This is a genomic window from Sneathiella chungangensis, assembly GCF_009882935.1.
GTDB classification, from domain to species: Bacteria; Pseudomonadota; Alphaproteobacteria; order Sneathiellales; family Sneathiellaceae; genus Sneathiella; species Sneathiella chungangensis.
In genome coordinates this window covers 514,426-531,537 of sequence record NZ_WTVA01000015.1, presented here as the reverse complement: position 1 = coordinate 531,537, position 17,112 = coordinate 514,426, and the positions used below count along the sequence as shown (strand labels likewise).

Genomic DNA, 17,112 nt, shown 5'->3' with positions numbered 1-17,112 from the left:
AGGAACTCAATAACGGCCACCGCCGTTAGATTGCTAGTCAGGCACCTAGTTCGCTTTGGTCATATGTTCCAGTTTCAGGCCTTTGGCGGTTCTTTTGGGAAAACCTTTCCAATAGCTGTGCTCAGCCTTCGGCGTGCCATCCTTTTCAACTGCGAATACCCCTTCATTGGCCACCGGGATAATATCGAGATAGCTTTGCATGCTATCATCGCCCTTCAGGTGAACCGCAAAATAGGCGGTGACGAAATGCTGGGTGATATTGTTCATGCGAAGGGTATCCCACACGGCATCCGCATAATGCTCGAATGGGACGAAATCGAGGTTATCCACCGGCTTCCAGGATTCAACGGGAGCGGGAATAGGCGCCGCTGCGTTATGGTTGGCATTTTCGAATGTCAGGAGATAGCGATCGGTATTTACTGCATTTTCGAAAATCGCTTTCGTGCCTTTTTCATATCCGGAGACGTCATCAACGCTGCCCGCGATAAAGAACATGGGTACTTTTACTCCGGCAAGTCCGGCCGCATCCCAGAAGCCGTATGTCATTCCCCAGGGGGCGATCGAGACGATGGCTTTGAAGCGGTCATCCATCAGGGCCTCATGCTCGGGACTTCCCGCCATCATCCTTTTCAATGTGCCGGCGGGGGCGCCCCATGCCAGTTCCGTCGCGGCCTGTGTGACACCGCCTCCGGCTGTAATGACCGATCCATAGGCGCCCATAGAATAACCAATCAATCCGGTATCGTTCGCATTTACAAGGCCGTTCAGAAAGCTGCCGGGATCCTTGCCAAGGCGATCCATCTCGTCGAGAACGAATTTCTGATCCAGCGGCCGATTGACCAATGTGCTGCCGAATGCCGCCTTGTCATGATACATGCTGTCCGTATGGTCGATCGACGCAACCACGTAGCCTTTGGACGCCAGATTTTCAGCAAGATGGCTTAGCAGGAAACGGTTTCCCGGATAGCCGTGCGAGATGATGACCAGCGGATAGGGTGTTTCGGCTTTTGCCGGGGCCGCATCGCGGACCGCCTGCCCGTAGAGCGTTACCTGTGTTTTGCCGTCCCGGATAAATACATTCTTATATTGGCCGCCTCTTTTTGCGCCATCGGAGGGGTACCAGACCTCAACCGTCAGAGGCCGGTCATATTTGGGAAGCGGCTTGTCGGCTTCCACCTTCAATATGTCCACCTGGTCCTTGTGAAGGAGTTGAATTGTCCGGACACCAATTGCGCTTGCGCCAGGCGCGGCAAGTTCAGGTGCATCCGGGCGGAGTCCATCGACCCTGTTGTCCGCCGCCCAAGCCGTTCCGACCATCAGTACCCCCATCATTAGCATAGGAACTATTTTTTTCATTTCTTCCTCCCAGTCTGAAATAACCGTCCCTTAGAGGTTTGCATTGTTTCATGACGACAGGGGAAAAACCATCACGAAAAAGCGGATGGATTTAGTTGAAATGCTCAAAAATTAGACAAAAGATCGGCCTCATATGGGAAAATCGCCATTTGTGCCTAAAAAATACTCAAATTTCCTTTTTTGCTCACTTCTTAAATAAGGTGAAATCCGGCCGACAAGTCGCAACTTCCTTAAAAACCACGCTTTATCAAAAGGTTAAATTTTTCTTACCATCTAATCGATCCTTCTGGCACGACCTTTGCTTTTTGTATTGCACTGCAAAAATAACAATGGGCTAATGGAGGCATCATTAAAATGTTAGGACTACGCAAAGTCGCAGGTGCGATTACCGGCGCGGCCATGTTGGCGACAAGCGCTTTCGGTCTGGGGTCCGCCCAGGCGGCCGATGACGTGATCAAGGTGGGGGTCCTGCACTCCCTTTCCGGCACGATGGCAATTTCCGAAACCACTTTGAAGGACGCGGTCCTGATGATGGTGGACGATCTTAATAAAAATGGCGGTCTTTTGGGCAAAAAGGTTGAGGCGGTTGTCGTCGACCCCGCGTCAGACTGGCCGTTATTCGCGGAAAAAGCGCGCGAGTTGATCGAGGTCGAGAAGGTAGACGTTGTGTTCGGCTGCTGGACGTCGGTTTCCCGGAAATCGGTTCTGCCGGTATTTGAAGAGCTGAACAGCATGCTTTTCTACCCGGTCCAGTATGAGGGTGAAGAAAGCTCCCGCAATGTATTTTACACCGGCGCGGCGCCGAACCAGCAGGCAATCCCGGCCGTTGAGTATCTGATGAGTGAAGAGGGCGGCAACGTCAAACGCTGGGTCCTTGCCGGCACCGACTATGTCTACCCGCGCACGACGAACAAAATCCTCGAGGCATTCCTGAAATCGAAAGGTGTCGCCGAAGAGGATATCATGATCAATTACACGCCCTTCGGTCATTCCGACTGGCAGACGATCGTTTCCGACATCAAGAAGTTCGGCTCCGAAGGCAAGAAAACCGCCGTGGTCTCCACCATTAACGGTGACGCCAATGTTCCTTTCTATAAGGAACTGGGTAACCAGGGCATCGACGCGGCGGATATTCCCGTGGTCGCATTTTCGGTGGGTGAAGAAGAGCTTGCCGGTCTTGATACGGCTCCGCTGGTTGGGCATCTCGCCGCCTGGAACTATTTCATGAGCGTTGAAAGTGAAGAGAACGACGCTTTCATCAAGCAGTGGAAAGCCTTCATCGGCGATGACAAGCGCGTCACCAACGATCCGATGGAAGCAACCTATATCGGCTTCAAGATGTGGACGCAGGCTGTCAAGCAGGCCGGCACCACCAACGTGGACGCAGTTCGTCAGGCAATGTACGGCCAGAAGGTCAAGAACCTTACCGGCGGTACGGCAGTCATGAACACCAACCACCATCTGTCCAAGCCCGTTCTGATCGGTGAAATTCAGGACGATGGCCAGATTGAAACCGTATGGCGGACCGAAGACGTCGTTGTTGGCGATGCCTGGAGCGACTTCATCCCGGAAAGCGCCAAGCTGATCGCAGACTGGACCTATCCTGTCGTCTGCGGTGGTTGCGAAAAGCCGATGTACTAATCGGCATCAAACCCGGAGGGCCGGCAACTGGCCGGCCCTTCTTTCCTTCCACCCAACTTCGCGAGAATCCGGTTACCCCCATGCGGATTACAATAAAAACCATCATTGCGGCCTTGATGTATCTGTTGGCGACCCAAGCCACCGCATATGCGGACCTGGCGGATGCGGCGAAAGGCCTGCTCTCAAAAAGCTACAATGAGAAAATCGCGGCGACAGAGGCAATTGCCGCAACGGGCGACGCGCAGGCTGCCCTCCTTCTGGAGACCCTGCTGTCCGGCGATCTCTATGCAACGAAGTCGGACGACCGACTGGTTTACCGGGAAAAGACCGGTGGCGGCTATCAAATCAGGGATATTGTCACGGACGAGGATCTCGGCGTTGTAAAAAGCGGCGATATCATCAAGATCAGGATCAACAACCGGATGCGCGGCCTCATCAAGGATCTGCTGGGGCGGTTGACGCTTCTTAACGAAGATCCCGCGCTGCGGTTAAAGGCCGCGAATTCGGTTTTCAAAAGCCGCCCAAAGGAAATGATTGTTCCCCTGACCGATGCGCTGGCCGCGGAGGAGGATGCGTCGGTGGCCGCCGCGATGCGCCGGGCGCTTGCCGCGTTGAATTTCGTTCACGGCGATACGACAGAGGTACAGGCAGACGCGCTCCTGATATTGGAGGAGCAGGCAAATCCGGATGTTAGATCGCTTTTAAGCGCGGAGGCGAACAGGCTCGCCGCCATTCAGGATCCGTCACCGGAAATTCAAGTGCTCGCGACCGCGGTTAGCAAGGCGCTCGCCAAGGTCGAGGAAAAACTCGAGATGCTGGGCCTCGTCGAGAATGTGTTTCAGGGCATTTCTCTGGGGTCCGTCCTGCTTCTCGCGGCCATTGGTCTTGCCATTACCTTCGGGGTGATGGGGGTTATCAATATGGCGCATGGGGAGATGGTGATGATCGGCGCCTATACGACCTATGTGGTGCAGGAGCTCTGTCGCAACTTTGCGCCGGACCTGCTTGTTTATTCTCTGATTGCTGCGATACCGGCGGCCTTTATTGTGGCTGGGCTTTGCGGTATCGCCATCGAGCGCAGCATTATCCGGTTTCTCTATGGCCGGCCGCTTGAGACCCTTCTCGCAACTTGGGGGTTGAGCCTTATCCTGCAACAATTCGTCCGGACAATTTTCGGCCCGACGAACAAGGAAGTTTCCTCTCCCGAATGGTTGAGCGGCGCCTGGGAAATCACGGGCGGCCTCGCGCTTACCTATAACCGGATCGCCATCATTCTCTTTGCGGCGGCGGTGCTCTTCATGCTGATGCTGGTGTTGCGCAAGACATCATTCGGCCTGCAGATGCGGGCCGTCACCCAGAACCGCAAGATGGCCGCCTCAATGGGCATTCGCACCGGCTGGGTCGATGCCATGACCTTTGGCCTTGGCTCCGGCGTTGCCGGGATGGCGGGCGTCGCCCTAAGCCAGATAGATAATGTCAGCCCCAATCTCGGACAGGCCTATATCGTCGACAGTTTCATGGTTGTTGTCTTCGGCGGGGTCGGCAATCTCTGGGGCACGCTGGTCGGCGCCCTCAGCCTCGGCGTGACCAACAAGTTCCTTGAACCCTATACCGGTGCAGTTCTCGCCAAGATTTGCATTCTGATATTCATCATTTTGTTTATCCAGAAACGACCCAGGGGGCTGTTCGCCCTGAAGGGCCGAGCTGTGGAGAATTGAGCCATGGCTGATGCGATGTACAAGACCAATAAAGGCCCGTTCGTTTCCCTCATGACGGGTCTTCCGGGCGGTGGCAAGACGTTTTTGGGGATTCTTCTTGTTGCCGCCCTCCTCGTTCCGTTGAGCAACCTTCTGCTCCCGGCAAGCTCGCCCTTCCATGTGCCGACCTATCTGGTCAGCCTGATGGGAAAATATGTCTGCTTCGCGTTGCTGGCGCTCAGTGTCGATCTAATCTGGGGATTTGCCGGCATTCTCAGCCTCGGGCATGGTGCCTTCTTCGCGCTTGGCGGATATTCGATGGGCATGTATCTAATGCGGCAGATCGGCGATCGCGGTGTCTATGGCCATCCGATCCTGCCGGATTTCATGGTGTTCCTCAACTGGACGGAGCTGCCCTGGTACTGGTACGGGTTCGATATGTTTCCCTTTGCCATACTGATGGTCATGCTGGTGCCGGGTGTGCTTGCCTTCGTCTTCGGCTGGTTTGCGTTCCGCTCCCGCGTGACCGGCGTATATCTCTCGATCATCACGCAGGCGATGACCTATGCGCTGCTCCTTGCCTTTTTCAGGAATGACATGGGCTTCGGCGGCAATAATGGCCTCACGGATTTCAAGGATATTCTCGGCTTCGATCTGCAGGCGACGGGAACACGGCTTGGGCTCTTCGTTGCCTCCCTGATCGCTCTGGCCCTTGGGTATCTGGTGTGCTGCTTCATCACCCAATCGAAGCTCGGGCGCGTTCTCATCGCCATTCGCGATGCCGAAAGCCGAACCCGCTTTTCCGGCTATCGGGTGGAATATTACAAGCTTTTTGTCTTTGTCGTTTCGGCGGTGCTTGCCGGGATCGCCGGCGCGCTCTATGTGCCGCAGGTCGGAATCATCAATCCATCGGAATTCTCCCCGGCGAACTCCATTGAGGTCGTGATCTGGGTGGCGGTTGGGGGCCGCGGCACCCTTTGGGGCGCTGTTCTCGGGGCCTTCCTCGTCAATTGGGGTAAAAGCTATTTTACGGGCAGCTTCCCGGAGGCCTGGCTCTACATGCTGGGCGGATTGTTTGTCTTTACGACCTTGTTCCTTCCCAAGGGTATCGTCGGGACGTCAGGCACATGGATCGAAAAATTCAAGGAAAGGCGGCGGGGAAGCCCTGAGCTCGCCCCTGCGGCGGCTGTGAAAGAAGAATGATGTCAACGCAAGTAAAAGAGTCAAAAAAACAGGATTTGACGTCGATCCTATATCTCGACGGAGTCAGCGTCAGCTTTGATGGCTTCAAGGCGCTCAATAATCTCAGCTTCGTCGTGGAGCCGGGCGAGATGCGGGCGATCATCGGCCCGAATGGCGCCGGCAAGACAACGATGATGGATGTGATCACCGGCAAGACGAAGCCGGATACCGGCGAAGTGTTTTTCAAGGGCGGCATCGATCTCACTAAGCATGACGAGGCGTTTATTGCCAATCTTGGTATCGGCCGCAAATTCCAGAAGCCGACGGTGTTTGAAAGCCAGACCGTCTTTCATAATCTCGAACTCTCGCTGAAGGGGGAGAAGGGGGTCATGACGACCCTTTTCGCGGCGCTCAACGATGCGGAAGTGGCGCGGATCATGGAAATACTCGGTGTCATCCGGTTGACAGAAAAGGCGGGCGATCTGGCGGGAAGCCTGTCTCACGGGCAGAAGCAATGGCTGGAAATCGGGATGTTGCTGATGCAGGACCCGGATCTCCTTCTGGTGGATGAGCCTGTCGCGGGAATGACCGATGCGGAAACGGAACAGACCGCTGATCTTCTGCGCGATATCTCCAAAACCCATTCGGTCGTGGTTGTCGAACATGACATGGAGTTTGTCCGGGCGCTCAATTCAAAGGTGACGGTGCTGCATGAAGGATCTGTGCTCGCCGAAGGCAGCCTGGATACCGTGCAGAATAACCAACGCGTTATCGAAGTCTATCTGGGGCGCTGATCATGCTGACCGTCGAAAATGTCGATCTTTTCTATGGGGCGAGCCAGGCGTTGCGCCATGTCTCGCTGACGGTCAGGAAGGGGGAAGTGACTTCCCTGCTCGGGCGGAACGGAGTCGGAAAAACCAGCACGCTCCGCGCCATTGTCGGGCAGCATCCGGTCTCAGGCGGTAAAATCACCTGGGAGGGAAAGGACATCACCACCATGAGTGCGCATCAGCGCGCCCGGGAAGGCATTGCCGTTATCCCGCAGGGGCGGGAGATTTTTCCGCTGTTGACTGTGCATGAGAACCTCAAAACCGGATTTGCCGCACTCCCCCTGAAGGAAAGATATATCCCGTCTGAAATCTTTGATCTGTTTCCCATCCTCAAGGATATGCTAAAAAGGCGGGGCGGGGATCTTTCCGGCGGACAGCAACAGCAGCTGGCAATCGGCCGGGCGTTGGTCATGCGACCAAAGCTTCTTGTACTTGATGAACCGACGGAGGGAATCCAGCCGTCCATCATCAAGGATATCGGCAACGTTATCGAGATACTGCGCGAACGCGGCGATATGGCCATTTTGCTGGTGGAGCAGTATTTCGAATTCGCCCGCGATCTCGCGGACCGTTTCGCGGTCATGGATCGCGGGGAGGTCGTTCTGGCCGGCGCGAAGGGGGATATGCAGGAAAGTGACGTTCGAAAATACCTTACCGTCTGATGCCGCGCCGACAGTGACATCAATGACAACGCGCAAGGAGCCGGCGGCGCTTGCCCGTTCGGAAGGGCGCGTCGAACTGAGGTATCGTCAGAGGGAGGCTATCTCCTCGCTCGCCCATCTCTATCAGCGTGGCTGCGGGCGGGTCCGGTTCCCCACCGTCGATCATGCAGAATATCCCGAAGCGGTGCTGATCAACACGGCGGGAGGGCTGACAGGCGGCGATCATATGTCGTATCAGGTCACGCTGGAGGCCGGGGCCGGGCTCACGATATCCGGGCAGGCGGCGGAGAAAATATACCGCTCGATCGGTTCGACAGCGGTGATTGAGGCCGAGATGCATGTGGCCGCCGGGGCGGTTCTTGAATGGTTGCCACAGGAGACGATCCTGTTTGACAATAGCCGCCTGCGCCGGATGAATAAGGTGAATCTGGAAAAGGGAAGCCGGTTGCTTGCCCTTGAGGCGACCCTGTTTGGCCGCACGGCACATGGCGAGACGCTACGATCCGCCAGCGTTCGTGATGGCTGGAAAATCTGGCGGGACGGCAAGCTCCTCTGGTTCGATAATTTCGCGCTGGAGGGTGATATTCATGGCCAATCTCAGCGGCGTGCCGTTCTGGATGGCGCGAAGGGGATGGCGACGATCCTGATCGCGGATGATCAGGCCGAGAGCTATCTTGAGGTTGCCCGAAATTTGTGCCGGGAATGCGATGGTCGCGCGGCGGCCACCTGTCGGGATGAGCTGTTGATCCTCCGACTGCTGGCGGAGAGCGGTTATGAACTTAGAAAAAGCCTCGCGCGGATTTTGAATGGCATGCGGTCGGAACTGGCGGGTCATCCTGTGGCGCTGCCAAAAGTATGGGAAAATCAATAAGAAGGGCGGAAGATGCAGTTTACACCGAGGGAGAAGGACAAATTGCTGGTCTCGCTGGCGGCGATGGTGGCGCGCGAGCGGCTCGCGAGAGGGGTGAAGCTGAATTACCCGGAATCCATTGCGCTCATTACGGATTTTGTCATCGAGGGCGCGCGCGACGGGAAGTCCGTGGCGACCCTGATGAGTGAGGGCGGCACGGTCGTCACCCGGGACCAGGTCATGGATGGCATTGCCGAGATGATCCATGAGGTTCAGGTCGAGGCGACGTTCCCCGACGGGACCAAGCTGGTCACCGTACATGATCCCATACGATAAGGAGGGCGAGATGAAGCCAGGAGAGATTATCCCCGCCACGGGCGAAATCGAGCTGAATGCCGGTCGCCAGTCCATGACCCTGACCGTCTCCAACACCGGGGACCGGCCCGTTCAGGTGGGCAGCCATTTTCATTTTGCCGAAGCCAACAGCGGACTTGATTTCGATCGGGAGGCTGCGAAAGGATTTCGTCTCGATATTCCGTCGGGCACCGCCATCCGGTTCGAGCCCGGGCAGACACGGGATGTAAATCTCGTCGCGATTTCGGGTACGCGCACAATTTATGGATTTAATCAGGCCGTCATGGGCCCGCTGGATAAGGGAGAATAAAATGGCGGTAACCTTTTCACGGGGCGCCTACGCGGGCATGTTCGGTCCGACAACGGGGGATAAGGTTCGCCTTGCCGATACCGAGCTTTTCATCGAGGTCGAGAAGGATTTCACGACCTACGGCGAGGAAGTCAAATTCGGCGGCGGCAAGGTCATTCGCGACGGCATGGGCCAATCGCAGGTCACACGCGCGGGCGGCGCTGTCGACACGGTCATCACCAATGCGTTGATCGTCGATCACTGGGGGATTGTGAAAGCCGACGTCGGCCTCCGCGATGGGAAAATACAGGCGATCGGCAAGGCCGGAAATCCGGATATCCAGTCGGGCGTCAATATCATCATCGGCCCGTCGACCGAAGTGATCGCGGGGGAGGGGAAAATCCTCACGGCGGGTGCGCTCGATGTGCATATCCATTTCATCTGCCCGCAGCAGATTGATGACGCGCTCTATAGTGGTGTGACGACCATGATGGGCGGCGGCACGGGCCCGGCGACCGGGACGAACGCGACGACATGTACGCCCGGGGCCTTCCATCTTGCGCGGATGATGCAGGCGGCGGAAGCATTTCCCATGAACCTCGGGTTTTTTGGAAAAGGCAACGCAAGCCTTCCCGACGCGCTGGTGGAGCAGGTACAGGCCGGCGCCTGCGGCCTCAAGCTCCATGAGGACTGGGGCACCACACCCGCCGCCATCGATTGCTGCCTTGCCGTTGCCGACGATATGGATGTGCAGGTGCTGATCCATACGGACACCTTGAATGAATCCGGTTTTGTCGAAAACACCGTCGCGGCCTTCAAGAAGCGGACGATCCATGCCTTTCATACGGAAGGCGCGGGGGGCGGTCACGCACCGGATATCATCAAGGTGGCGGGGGAGCCGAATGTGCTTCCCTCCTCCACCAACCCGACGCGGCCCTTCACGGTCAATACAATTGACGAGCATCTCGATATGTTGATGGTCTGCCATCATCTTGATCCGAATATCCCCGAAGACGTAGCTTTCGCAGAGAGCCGTATCCGCAAAGAGACGATTGCCGCCGAAGATATCCTGCATGACATGGGAGCGTTTTCCATCATTGCCTCCGACAGTCAGGCGATGGGTCGGGTCGGCGAAGTCCTGATCCGCACCTGGCAAACAGCCGACAAGATGAAGAAGCAGCGCGGCCGCCTCGTAGAAGAGACGGGGGATAACGATAACTTCCGCGTTAAGCGCTATATCGCGAAATACACGATCAATCCGGCCATTGCGCAGGGCGTAGATACTTACGTTGGCTCTGTCGAGACAGGAAAACTTGCCGATCTGGTGCTCTGGTCGCCAGCCTTTTTCGGCGTAAAACCGGATCTCGTCTTGAAGTCCGGAACAATTGTTGCCGCCCCCATGGGCGATCCGAACGCCTCCATCCCGACGCCGCAGCCGGTCCATTACCGTCCCATGTTCGGTGCGTTCGGGAAAAGCCTGACAGCAAGCTCGGTCACCTTCGTGAGCGAAGCGTCACTTCAATATGATTTGAAAGGGGAACTGGGGCTGGATCGGGATCTGCTGCCGGTCAAGAATACCCGCTCCGGCATCAGCAAGGCGTCGATGATCCATAACAGTGCAACACCAAAAATCGACGTTGATCCGGAAACCTATCTTGTCCATGCAGATGGGGAATTGCTGACCTGCGAACCGGCATCCGAACTTCCCATGGCGCAACGCTATTTCATGTATTAAGCCATGAAACATGCCCATGCCATATATACATCCGGAACGCCATTTGACGGCGTGATCGGTGATACGGTCACTTTGGATTTTGATCATCGCCGCCGGCGTCGGCTGAAGCTCGAAACGGATGGTGGGGAATCTTTCCTTCTCGACCTGCCGGAATTGAAAACCTTGCGCGATGGCGATGTCCTCTTGCTTGATGACGGCTCCGGAATTGGCGTAAGGGCCCGCAATGAACCGGTTGCGGATATCAGCTGCAAGGATACGCTGCATCTCGTGCGCATCGCCTGGCACCTTGGCAACCGCCACCTGCCGACCGAGCTGATGGGAAACCGGCTTCGCATTCGTCAGGACCATGTCATCGAGGAAATGGTCACCAAGCTTGGCGCCACGGTCACACGGCTCGATGCGCCGTTCAATCCGGAAGGCGGCGCCTATGGCCATGGGGAGACGGCAGGGCACAGCCACGGGGATGGACATAGCCACGGGCATTCCCATCATGGATAACACGGCGCTTTTTCACCTGATGTCCTGGATGTCACCGTCCTACCCGATTGGCGCCTATACCTATAGCCACGGGATCGAATTTGCGGTGGAGGAAGGGTTGGTCACCAGTCTTGACGATCTGGTGCCCTGGATTGCCGATATTCTCGCGTTTGGCGGCGGCACATCGGACAGTATCCTGCTGGCGGCGGCCTATGGCGCGGCGCAGGAAAAGGATATCGAGGCCTTGAGGGAGATTGCGGAAATCGGCCATGCCTTTTCCCCGACGAAGGAAATCGCCCTCGAAACAACCCAGCAGGGCCGCGCCTTCGTGAATGTGATCAAGGATGTCAGCCCCGAAGTTCCGACGCTGAGCGCACTTCAGAAGATCTGGCCGGGCCAGCTGATCCATTCGGTTGCCGTCGGGATCGTCGCCGCGGATCATGAGGTGCCGCTTGCCGAAACCCTGACCGCCTATCTTCATGGATTTGTTTCCAATCTTGTCTCCGCCGCCGTCCGCCTTGTTCCGCTTGGCCAGACAGATGGTCAGCGGGCAATCGCCGCCCTTTCCGGCGACGTCCGGCGCGTCGCCAAGCAGGCTTTGGACAGCCGCATCAATGATTTGGGCTCAGCGACCCTGATGGTTGACTGGTGCTCCGCTTCTCATGAAACGCAATATACGAGGTTATTCAGATCATGACGTCAGCAACGAACGGACCCTTGCGTGTAGGTATCGGCGGGCCGGTGGGGTCGGGAAAAACGGCGCTTACCGACGCGCTCTGCAAATATATGCGGGACCATTATAATATTGCGGTCATCACCAACGATATCTATACGCGCGAAGACGCCGAGTTTCTGACGCGTTCGGGCGCGCTTGCGCCTGAGCGGATTGTCGGGGTCGAGACCGGCGGCTGCCCGCATACGGCCATTCGCGAGGATGCATCGATCAATCTCGCGGCGGTCGCGGATATATCCGAAAAATTCGAGGGGCTGGAGTTGATCCTGATCGAATCCGGTGGCGATAACCTTGCGGCAACCTTCAGCCCGGAACTTGCCGATATCACGATCTATGTCATCGATGTGTCGGCGGGGGATAAAATCCCGCGGAAAGGCGGACCGGGGATTACCCGATCCGATCTTCTTGTGATCAATAAAATCGATCTTGCCCCTTATGTCGGCGCCGATCTTGACGTGATGGACCGGGATTCAAGGAAAATGCGCGGTGACCGGCCCTTCGTCTTCACTAATTTCAAGGCCGGCAATGGCGTCGCGGAAGTGGCCGGCTTCATTATCGACAAGGGTGGGCTCCGGCAAATGCCGGCGGAAAGGTCGATTTGACATCATGGCGCCATAATGGTGCCATAGTCTGCTGTTAGTGACTGCCTTCCTTTGATATTTTATTGTCGTTTTTTCAGTTGAGGATGAGTATGGCCTGTCCGTTATGTGGCGGTGACGTTGAACGTCAAATCCGCACCTATGCAATCAATTACAAGCATTTACAAAGCTATGTCGATCTTCCGGGGTTATATTGCGTAAATACTGACTGCGGGGAAGGAATGGTCGAGGAAGCGGCGTGGGATGACGTCGAACGGATCAAGGCGGAACTGAAAGCGGAATATCTCGGTGTGATGACGCCGGAAAAAATCCGCGAGGTACGGACGCATCTCAAGCTCTCCCAACGCCGCGCCGGGCAGATTTTCGGCGGCGGCCCCAATGCCTTTCAAAAATATGAGAATGGCAAGGTCACGATTTCCCAGCCGATGAACAATCTGCTGCGTCTGGTTGCCAAATATCCGGAATTGATGGTCGAGTTGCAGCGCTGATGCGTCGATGGCGTCGATGTCGGCGGCCATAACAGAAAAAAATAGCCAAAATACGCATCTACAGTATTATTCCTGTTAGAAAATACGGGAGTAACGCGTTTCGTATGGCTAAATTCTGGACCTCCTTGTTTAAACCCCGCGCCTGGGTCGCCAAGCTGCTGCTGGTCGTGGCGATTGTTGGTTTCGCGGTGTTCGGGTATCTGGGGTATCTTGACCCGGTCAGGGAGTTTCTCGATTCTGACAATTTCGCCTTCAACATTGGCGAGATGCGCTTTTCCGCCTATTTGCTGGTTAAGGCGGTCATCCTTGTCATTCTTTTGTTCTGGCTGGTCGGCATCCTGTCAGAAGTTCTCGAAAACCGGATCAAGTCGATCCATCGGATCAAGTCGAGCAACAAGGCGCTGATCATCAAGGCGATCCAGATCGTCATTTACTTCCTTGCATTTCTGTTCATTCTGGGAGTTCTCGGGATTGACCTGACGGCGCTCACCGTATTCAGCGGGGCAGTTGGTATTGGTGTCGGTTTCGGCCTTCAGAAGATTGCGTCCAATTTCATCAGCGGCATTATTCTTCTTTTCGAGAAATCCGTCGAGGAGGGCGATCTGATCGAACTCAACGATGGCATCACCGGATTTGTCCGCGAGACCGGCGCGCGTTATACACGGATTGAAACCTTTCAGGGTCATGAAACCATGGTGCCCAACGAAGATTTCATCACCAACAGGGTCACCAACTGGACCTACAGCAATTCGCGGACCCGCGTTGATGTCAACATTGGCGTCGCCTATGGAACCGATCTCGAGCTTGCCGCAAAACTGATTACCGAGGCGGCAAAGGAGCATCCGCGCTGTATGGCGGACCCTCCGGCGGAATGCTATCTCGTGGACTTTGGCGATAGCTCGGTGAACTTCACCCTCTATTTCTGGATCGAGGATGTCTCCCAGGGACGCATCCGCCCGCGCAGCGACGTTCTTTTTGCGATCTGGCGGAAGTTTGGCGAAAACCAGATCGAGATACCCTTCCCGCAGCGGGATCTGCATATCAAAAATCCGGAGGCGTTGAAATGAGCAGCCCCATCCTGCTGGCGTATGATTTCGATGGAGAGGGCGGCGGCAAGTCCGTCAGCGACAAGGCAATCGCCCGCGAACTGAAAAAGAAAAATCTTGCGTGGGTGCATCTCGACCTGAACCATCCGGATACCAAAGAATGGCTGGACCGGGAGATATCCTATCTTGATCCGTTCGTCGTCGACGCGCTTCTGGCGGATGAGACGCGGCCGCGCATCGCCGAGATTGGCGATGGTGCAATCATTATTCTGCGCGGCGTCAACCTGAATGAAAATGCGGACCCGGAAGACATGGTGTCTATCCGCATGTGGGTTGACAACGAACGGATTATCAGCGTTCAGCGACGAAAGCTGCAAGCCGTACTGGATCTGGAGGACAGGCTCAAGGCCGGCAAGGGGCCGAGAAATTCCGGCCAGTTTCTCAATATGCTGCTTTCCTGCCTTTCCGACCGGATGGCGCCGGTATTGCTGGAACTGGATGAAGCGACTGATGATGTCGAGGAACAGATTCTCGACAATCCCGATACCGCATTCCGCGAGAAGATTATCGATATTCGCAAGGAAGCGATCATCCTGCGACGGTATATGGCGCCGCAAAAGGATGCGATAGGCCAGCTGCGCCTCGCCGAATTCACGTGGCTTGATCCCGGGCAAAAGCGGCATCTTCAGGAAAATTACGATCATTCGATGCGCTATGTCGAGGATCTCGATGCCATCCGGGAGCGCGCGCAAATCGTAAAGGATGAATTGGCAAATATCATTGCGGATCGGCTCAACAGAAATCTTTACGTGCTTTCGGTGATCGCCGCGATTTTTCTGCCGCTCGGATTCCTTACCGGGCTGCTCGGCATAAATGTCGGCGGCATACCGGGAAGTGAGGATCCATATGCCTTTTTCGTCTTTTGCGGAATGTTGATTATTCTTGTGATAATTCAGATACTGCTGTTTAAAAAATTGAAATGGTTTTGACGGCAGGAACCATCTGAGGAAATTTTAGGGGCGCGATCGTGAGTTCATTGTTTTTGGCGGTTAATGGAACCCTCATGCGGGGGTTGGAGTTGAATGGCAATCTTCTTGCCGTCGGCGCCGAGTTTGTGAAAGAGGCGAAAACATCGCCAGCCTATCGGCTCTGGTCCATTAACGACGTGCACCCAGCAATGCAGCGGGTAACGGCGGGCGGTGTCTCGGTCGATCTGGAGATATGGGACGTGCCGGCCGATGGCGTTGCCACCGTTCTCCTGCAGGAACCCCCGGGCCTCTGCATCGGCAAGATTGAACTTTCGGATGGCGACTGGGTTCTGGGTGTACTTGGGGAGGCCACTCTCTGCGAAGGGAAGCGCGAGATAACGGAATATGGCGGTTGGCGGGCCTATTGGGCGGATCGTCAAACGGCAACCGCCGGGCCGTCTTCATGATCCATATAAACAGCGCCTTTGACGGGGGGAATATTATCTGCGATGCCTGCGCTGATCCCGCGGATATCCGATTGCGCATCCGCCCCGATACCAAGGCGGAATTTCTTCAGTGGTTTTATTTCCGGCTGAACGGTGCACGGGACACCGAATGCACAATGCGCCTGACAAATGCGAAGGATTGCTCCTATACGGCGGGATGGGATGGGTACCGCGCCGTTGCCTCCTATGATTGGGAAAACTGGTTCAGGATCGACACAGAATATCGGGACGGGGAACTGCTTCTCCGTCACCGGCCGGAGCTTGATACGGTCTATTATGCGTATTTCGCCCCCTATTCAATGGATCGCCATGCCAGTCTGATCGCCCGCGCCGGCCAGTCGCCCCGGGTTGTCCATAATGTTTTGGGCCAGACGGTTGAGGGACAGGACATTGACCTTCTGACCATCGGCGAGCCGCGAACGAATAAACGGAATTTCTGGCTGATCGCGCGCCAGCATCCGGGTGAAACCATGGCGGAATGGTGGATGGACGGATTTCTTGACCGCCTGCTCGATCCCTCTGACGCGGTGTCAAACGCCTTGCTGGACAGGTCGGTTTTCCACGTTGTCCCGAACATGAACCCCGACGGGAGCCGCAGTGGTCATCTGCGCACCAATGCCGCGGGCGCCAACCTCAATCGAGAATGGAGCGATCCCGATATGAGCCGGAGCCCCGAGGTCTATCTGGTGCGGGAACGGATGCGGGAAACGGGTGTTGACCTCTGTATCGACGTCCATGGAGATGAGGCCTTGCCTCATAATTTCATCGCGGGCGCGCAGGGAATTCCCGGCTGGAATGCCCAGCGCGATATGTTGCTCACCGATTTCAAACGGACCTGGCAGCAGATTAATCCCGACTTTCAAACCCGTCACGGCTATCCCATCGCAAAAAAAGGCGCAGCAAACATGACGATCTGCGTCAATCATGTCAGCGAATATTTCGGTTGCCTCGCCATGACGCTCGAGATGCCGTTCAAGGATACGGCGGACCGGCCCGACCTAGAATTCGGCTGGTCGCCGCAACGGGCGCAGAAGCTCGGAAAGTCGGTAATCGATGTCGTCTACCGGTTATTCGATCGTCTGGTCGGAACAACGGCGGCAACCGCCCCGTCAAACAGCATTGATTGACAGCGCCTGAACGCTAGATCAGATCCGACGTTTCCGAGGTCAATGTCTGGCCGAGCGCGCTCGCCGTATTGTCGAGCGCCGCGAGGCAGTTATCTGTTCGTCCGGCTGGAATATAGACGGAAAAGAGGGTGATGAATTTTTTCTCACCGCCGATTTCAACCTGGTCGGACCGGAGATAGACGATATTCGCATCGAAATTGATAAACACCTCTGACAGGCGCGCCAGGACGCCAGGCTGGTCCTGTCCCTCGCAGCGGATGCGATGGGTGATTTCCGTCGGTGGCGTATTTGCATCTTCAAAGGCGAAGCGACGGACATCGATATCCGCATCCTCCATTCCCTCAAGCGAGCGCAGGCCGTCAACCAGCTCCGCTTCCGCTATGTCGGCCGGAACTTCGATCACGCTCGTGAATTCGCCGCCCTTGTCGAGAACCGCAAAAGATGTGTCACCGAGGTTGACGCCCTTGTCGAACAAAAAGCCGGTGACGAGGGAAATCAGTCCGACGCGATCCTTCGAAAAGACGGACAATAACGCTTTATATTCTGCCATGGCGGTTCCCCTGAAGCCGGTT

Annotated in this window: 19 protein-coding genes; 17 read left to right on the top strand and 2 right to left on the bottom strand. The window is 56.1% G+C overall.

From position 1 onward, the window contains the following. Positions 1–45: 45 nt before the first annotated feature. Complete coding sequence (locus tag GQF03_RS15630) at positions 46–1,356, bottom strand: alpha/beta hydrolase family protein (protein ID WP_206375925.1); 1,311 nt, start codon at positions 1,354–1,356, stop codon at positions 46–48. 354 nt (positions 1,357–1,710) lie between these two features. On the opposite strand from GQF03_RS15630, the gene urtA reads away from it, so the two are divergent. The 17 genes from urtA (at position 1,711) to GQF03_RS15545 (ending at position 16,540) form a co-directional block, all read left to right on the top strand. After that, entirely contained in the window at positions 1,711–2,997 is a 1,287-nt protein-coding gene (urtA, locus tag GQF03_RS15625; RefSeq protein ID WP_161340200.1) for an urea ABC transporter substrate-binding protein, read from the top strand. Positions 2,998–3,077: 80 nt separating this feature from the next. After that, positions 3,078–4,715: an urea ABC transporter permease subunit UrtB gene (gene urtB / locus GQF03_RS15620; RefSeq protein ID WP_161340199.1), complete on the top strand. Its 1,638-nt coding sequence runs from the start codon at positions 3,078–3,080 to the stop codon at positions 4,713–4,715. A 51-nt stretch (positions 4,716–4,766) separates the two neighbouring features. Next, positions 4,767–5,897 (top strand): urea ABC transporter permease subunit UrtC, encoded by a 1,131-nt coding sequence (urtC, locus tag GQF03_RS15615; protein WP_161340848.1) that lies wholly within the window; start codon positions 4,767–4,769, stop codon positions 5,895–5,897. Further along, positions 5,894–6,670 (top strand): urea ABC transporter ATP-binding protein UrtD, encoded by a 777-nt coding sequence (gene urtD, locus GQF03_RS15610; RefSeq protein WP_206375927.1) that lies wholly within the window; start codon positions 5,894–5,896, stop codon positions 6,668–6,670. The genes urtC and urtD overlap by 4 nt, the downstream gene beginning before the upstream one ends. A 2-nt stretch (positions 6,671–6,672) precedes the next feature. Then, complete coding sequence (gene urtE / locus GQF03_RS15605; RefSeq protein WP_161340198.1) at positions 6,673–7,368, top strand: urea ABC transporter ATP-binding subunit UrtE; 696 nt, start codon at positions 6,673–6,675, stop codon at positions 7,366–7,368. Positions 7,369–7,390: 22 nt separating this feature from the next. Continuing rightward, positions 7,391–8,239, top strand: a complete 849-nt coding sequence (locus GQF03_RS15600; RefSeq protein WP_161340197.1) for an urease accessory protein UreD — start codon at positions 7,391–7,393, stop codon at positions 8,237–8,239. 12 nt (positions 8,240–8,251) lie between these two features. Next, positions 8,252–8,554, top strand: a complete 303-nt coding sequence (locus GQF03_RS15595) for an urease subunit gamma (RefSeq protein ID WP_161340196.1) — start codon at positions 8,252–8,254, stop codon at positions 8,552–8,554. Positions 8,555–8,564: 10 nt separating this feature from the next. Beyond that, positions 8,565–8,882 carry an urease subunit beta gene (locus tag GQF03_RS15590; protein ID WP_161340195.1) on the top strand — a complete coding sequence of 106 codons (318 nt, stop codon included), beginning with the start codon at positions 8,565–8,567 and terminating at the stop codon, positions 8,880–8,882. A 1-nt stretch (position 8,883) separates the two neighbouring features. Continuing rightward, positions 8,884–10,596, top strand: a complete 1,713-nt coding sequence (ureC, locus tag GQF03_RS15585) for an urease subunit alpha (protein ID WP_161340194.1) — start codon at positions 8,884–8,886, stop codon at positions 10,594–10,596. A 3-nt stretch (positions 10,597–10,599) separates the two neighbouring features. Further along, positions 10,600–11,094, top strand: a complete 495-nt coding sequence (gene ureE / locus GQF03_RS15580; RefSeq protein WP_161340193.1) for an urease accessory protein UreE — start codon at positions 10,600–10,602, stop codon at positions 11,092–11,094. Further along, on the top strand, positions 11,060–11,770 hold the full coding sequence (locus GQF03_RS15575; RefSeq protein ID WP_206375928.1) for an urease accessory protein UreF: 711 nt from the start codon (positions 11,060–11,062) through the stop codon (positions 11,768–11,770). The genes ureE and GQF03_RS15575 overlap by 35 nt, the downstream gene beginning before the upstream one ends. Further along, the gene (gene ureG / locus GQF03_RS15570; protein WP_161340192.1) at positions 11,767–12,408 is read left to right on the top strand and encodes an urease accessory protein UreG; all 642 of its coding nucleotides are present in this window, start codon (positions 11,767–11,769) and stop codon (positions 12,406–12,408) included. Before GQF03_RS15575 ends, ureG begins: the two co-directional genes overlap by 4 nt. Positions 12,409–12,497: 89 nt before the next feature. Further along, a complete protein-coding gene (locus GQF03_RS15565) occupies positions 12,498–12,893 on the top strand; it encodes a type II toxin-antitoxin system MqsA family antitoxin (RefSeq protein ID WP_161340191.1) in 396 nt (131 codons plus the stop codon). 104 nt (positions 12,894–12,997) lie between these two features. Next, complete coding sequence (locus GQF03_RS15560; protein WP_161340190.1) at positions 12,998–13,960, top strand: mechanosensitive ion channel family protein; 963 nt, start codon at positions 12,998–13,000, stop codon at positions 13,958–13,960. After that, on the top strand, positions 13,957–14,928 hold the full coding sequence (locus tag GQF03_RS15555; protein WP_161340189.1) for a zinc transporter ZntB: 972 nt from the start codon (positions 13,957–13,959) through the stop codon (positions 14,926–14,928). The genes GQF03_RS15560 and GQF03_RS15555 overlap by 4 nt, the downstream gene beginning before the upstream one ends. Before the next feature lie 74 nt (positions 14,929–15,002). Further along, on the top strand, positions 15,003–15,374 hold the full coding sequence (locus GQF03_RS15550) for an allophanate hydrolase-related protein (protein ID WP_162858519.1): 372 nt from the start codon (positions 15,003–15,005) through the stop codon (positions 15,372–15,374). Beyond that, positions 15,320–16,540, top strand: coding sequence for a M14 family metallopeptidase (locus GQF03_RS15545; RefSeq protein ID WP_206375930.1), 1,221 nt, complete (start codon positions 15,320–15,322; stop codon positions 16,538–16,540). Before GQF03_RS15550 ends, GQF03_RS15545 begins: the two co-directional genes overlap by 55 nt. 13 nt (positions 16,541–16,553) lie before the next feature. On the opposite strand, the gene GQF03_RS15540 is transcribed toward GQF03_RS15545, so the two are convergent. Next, the gene (locus GQF03_RS15540; RefSeq protein WP_161340188.1) at positions 16,554–17,090 is read right to left on the bottom strand and encodes a glycine cleavage system transcriptional repressor; all 537 of its coding nucleotides are present in this window, start codon (positions 17,088–17,090) and stop codon (positions 16,554–16,556) included. Positions 17,091–17,112: the final 22 nt, after the last annotated feature.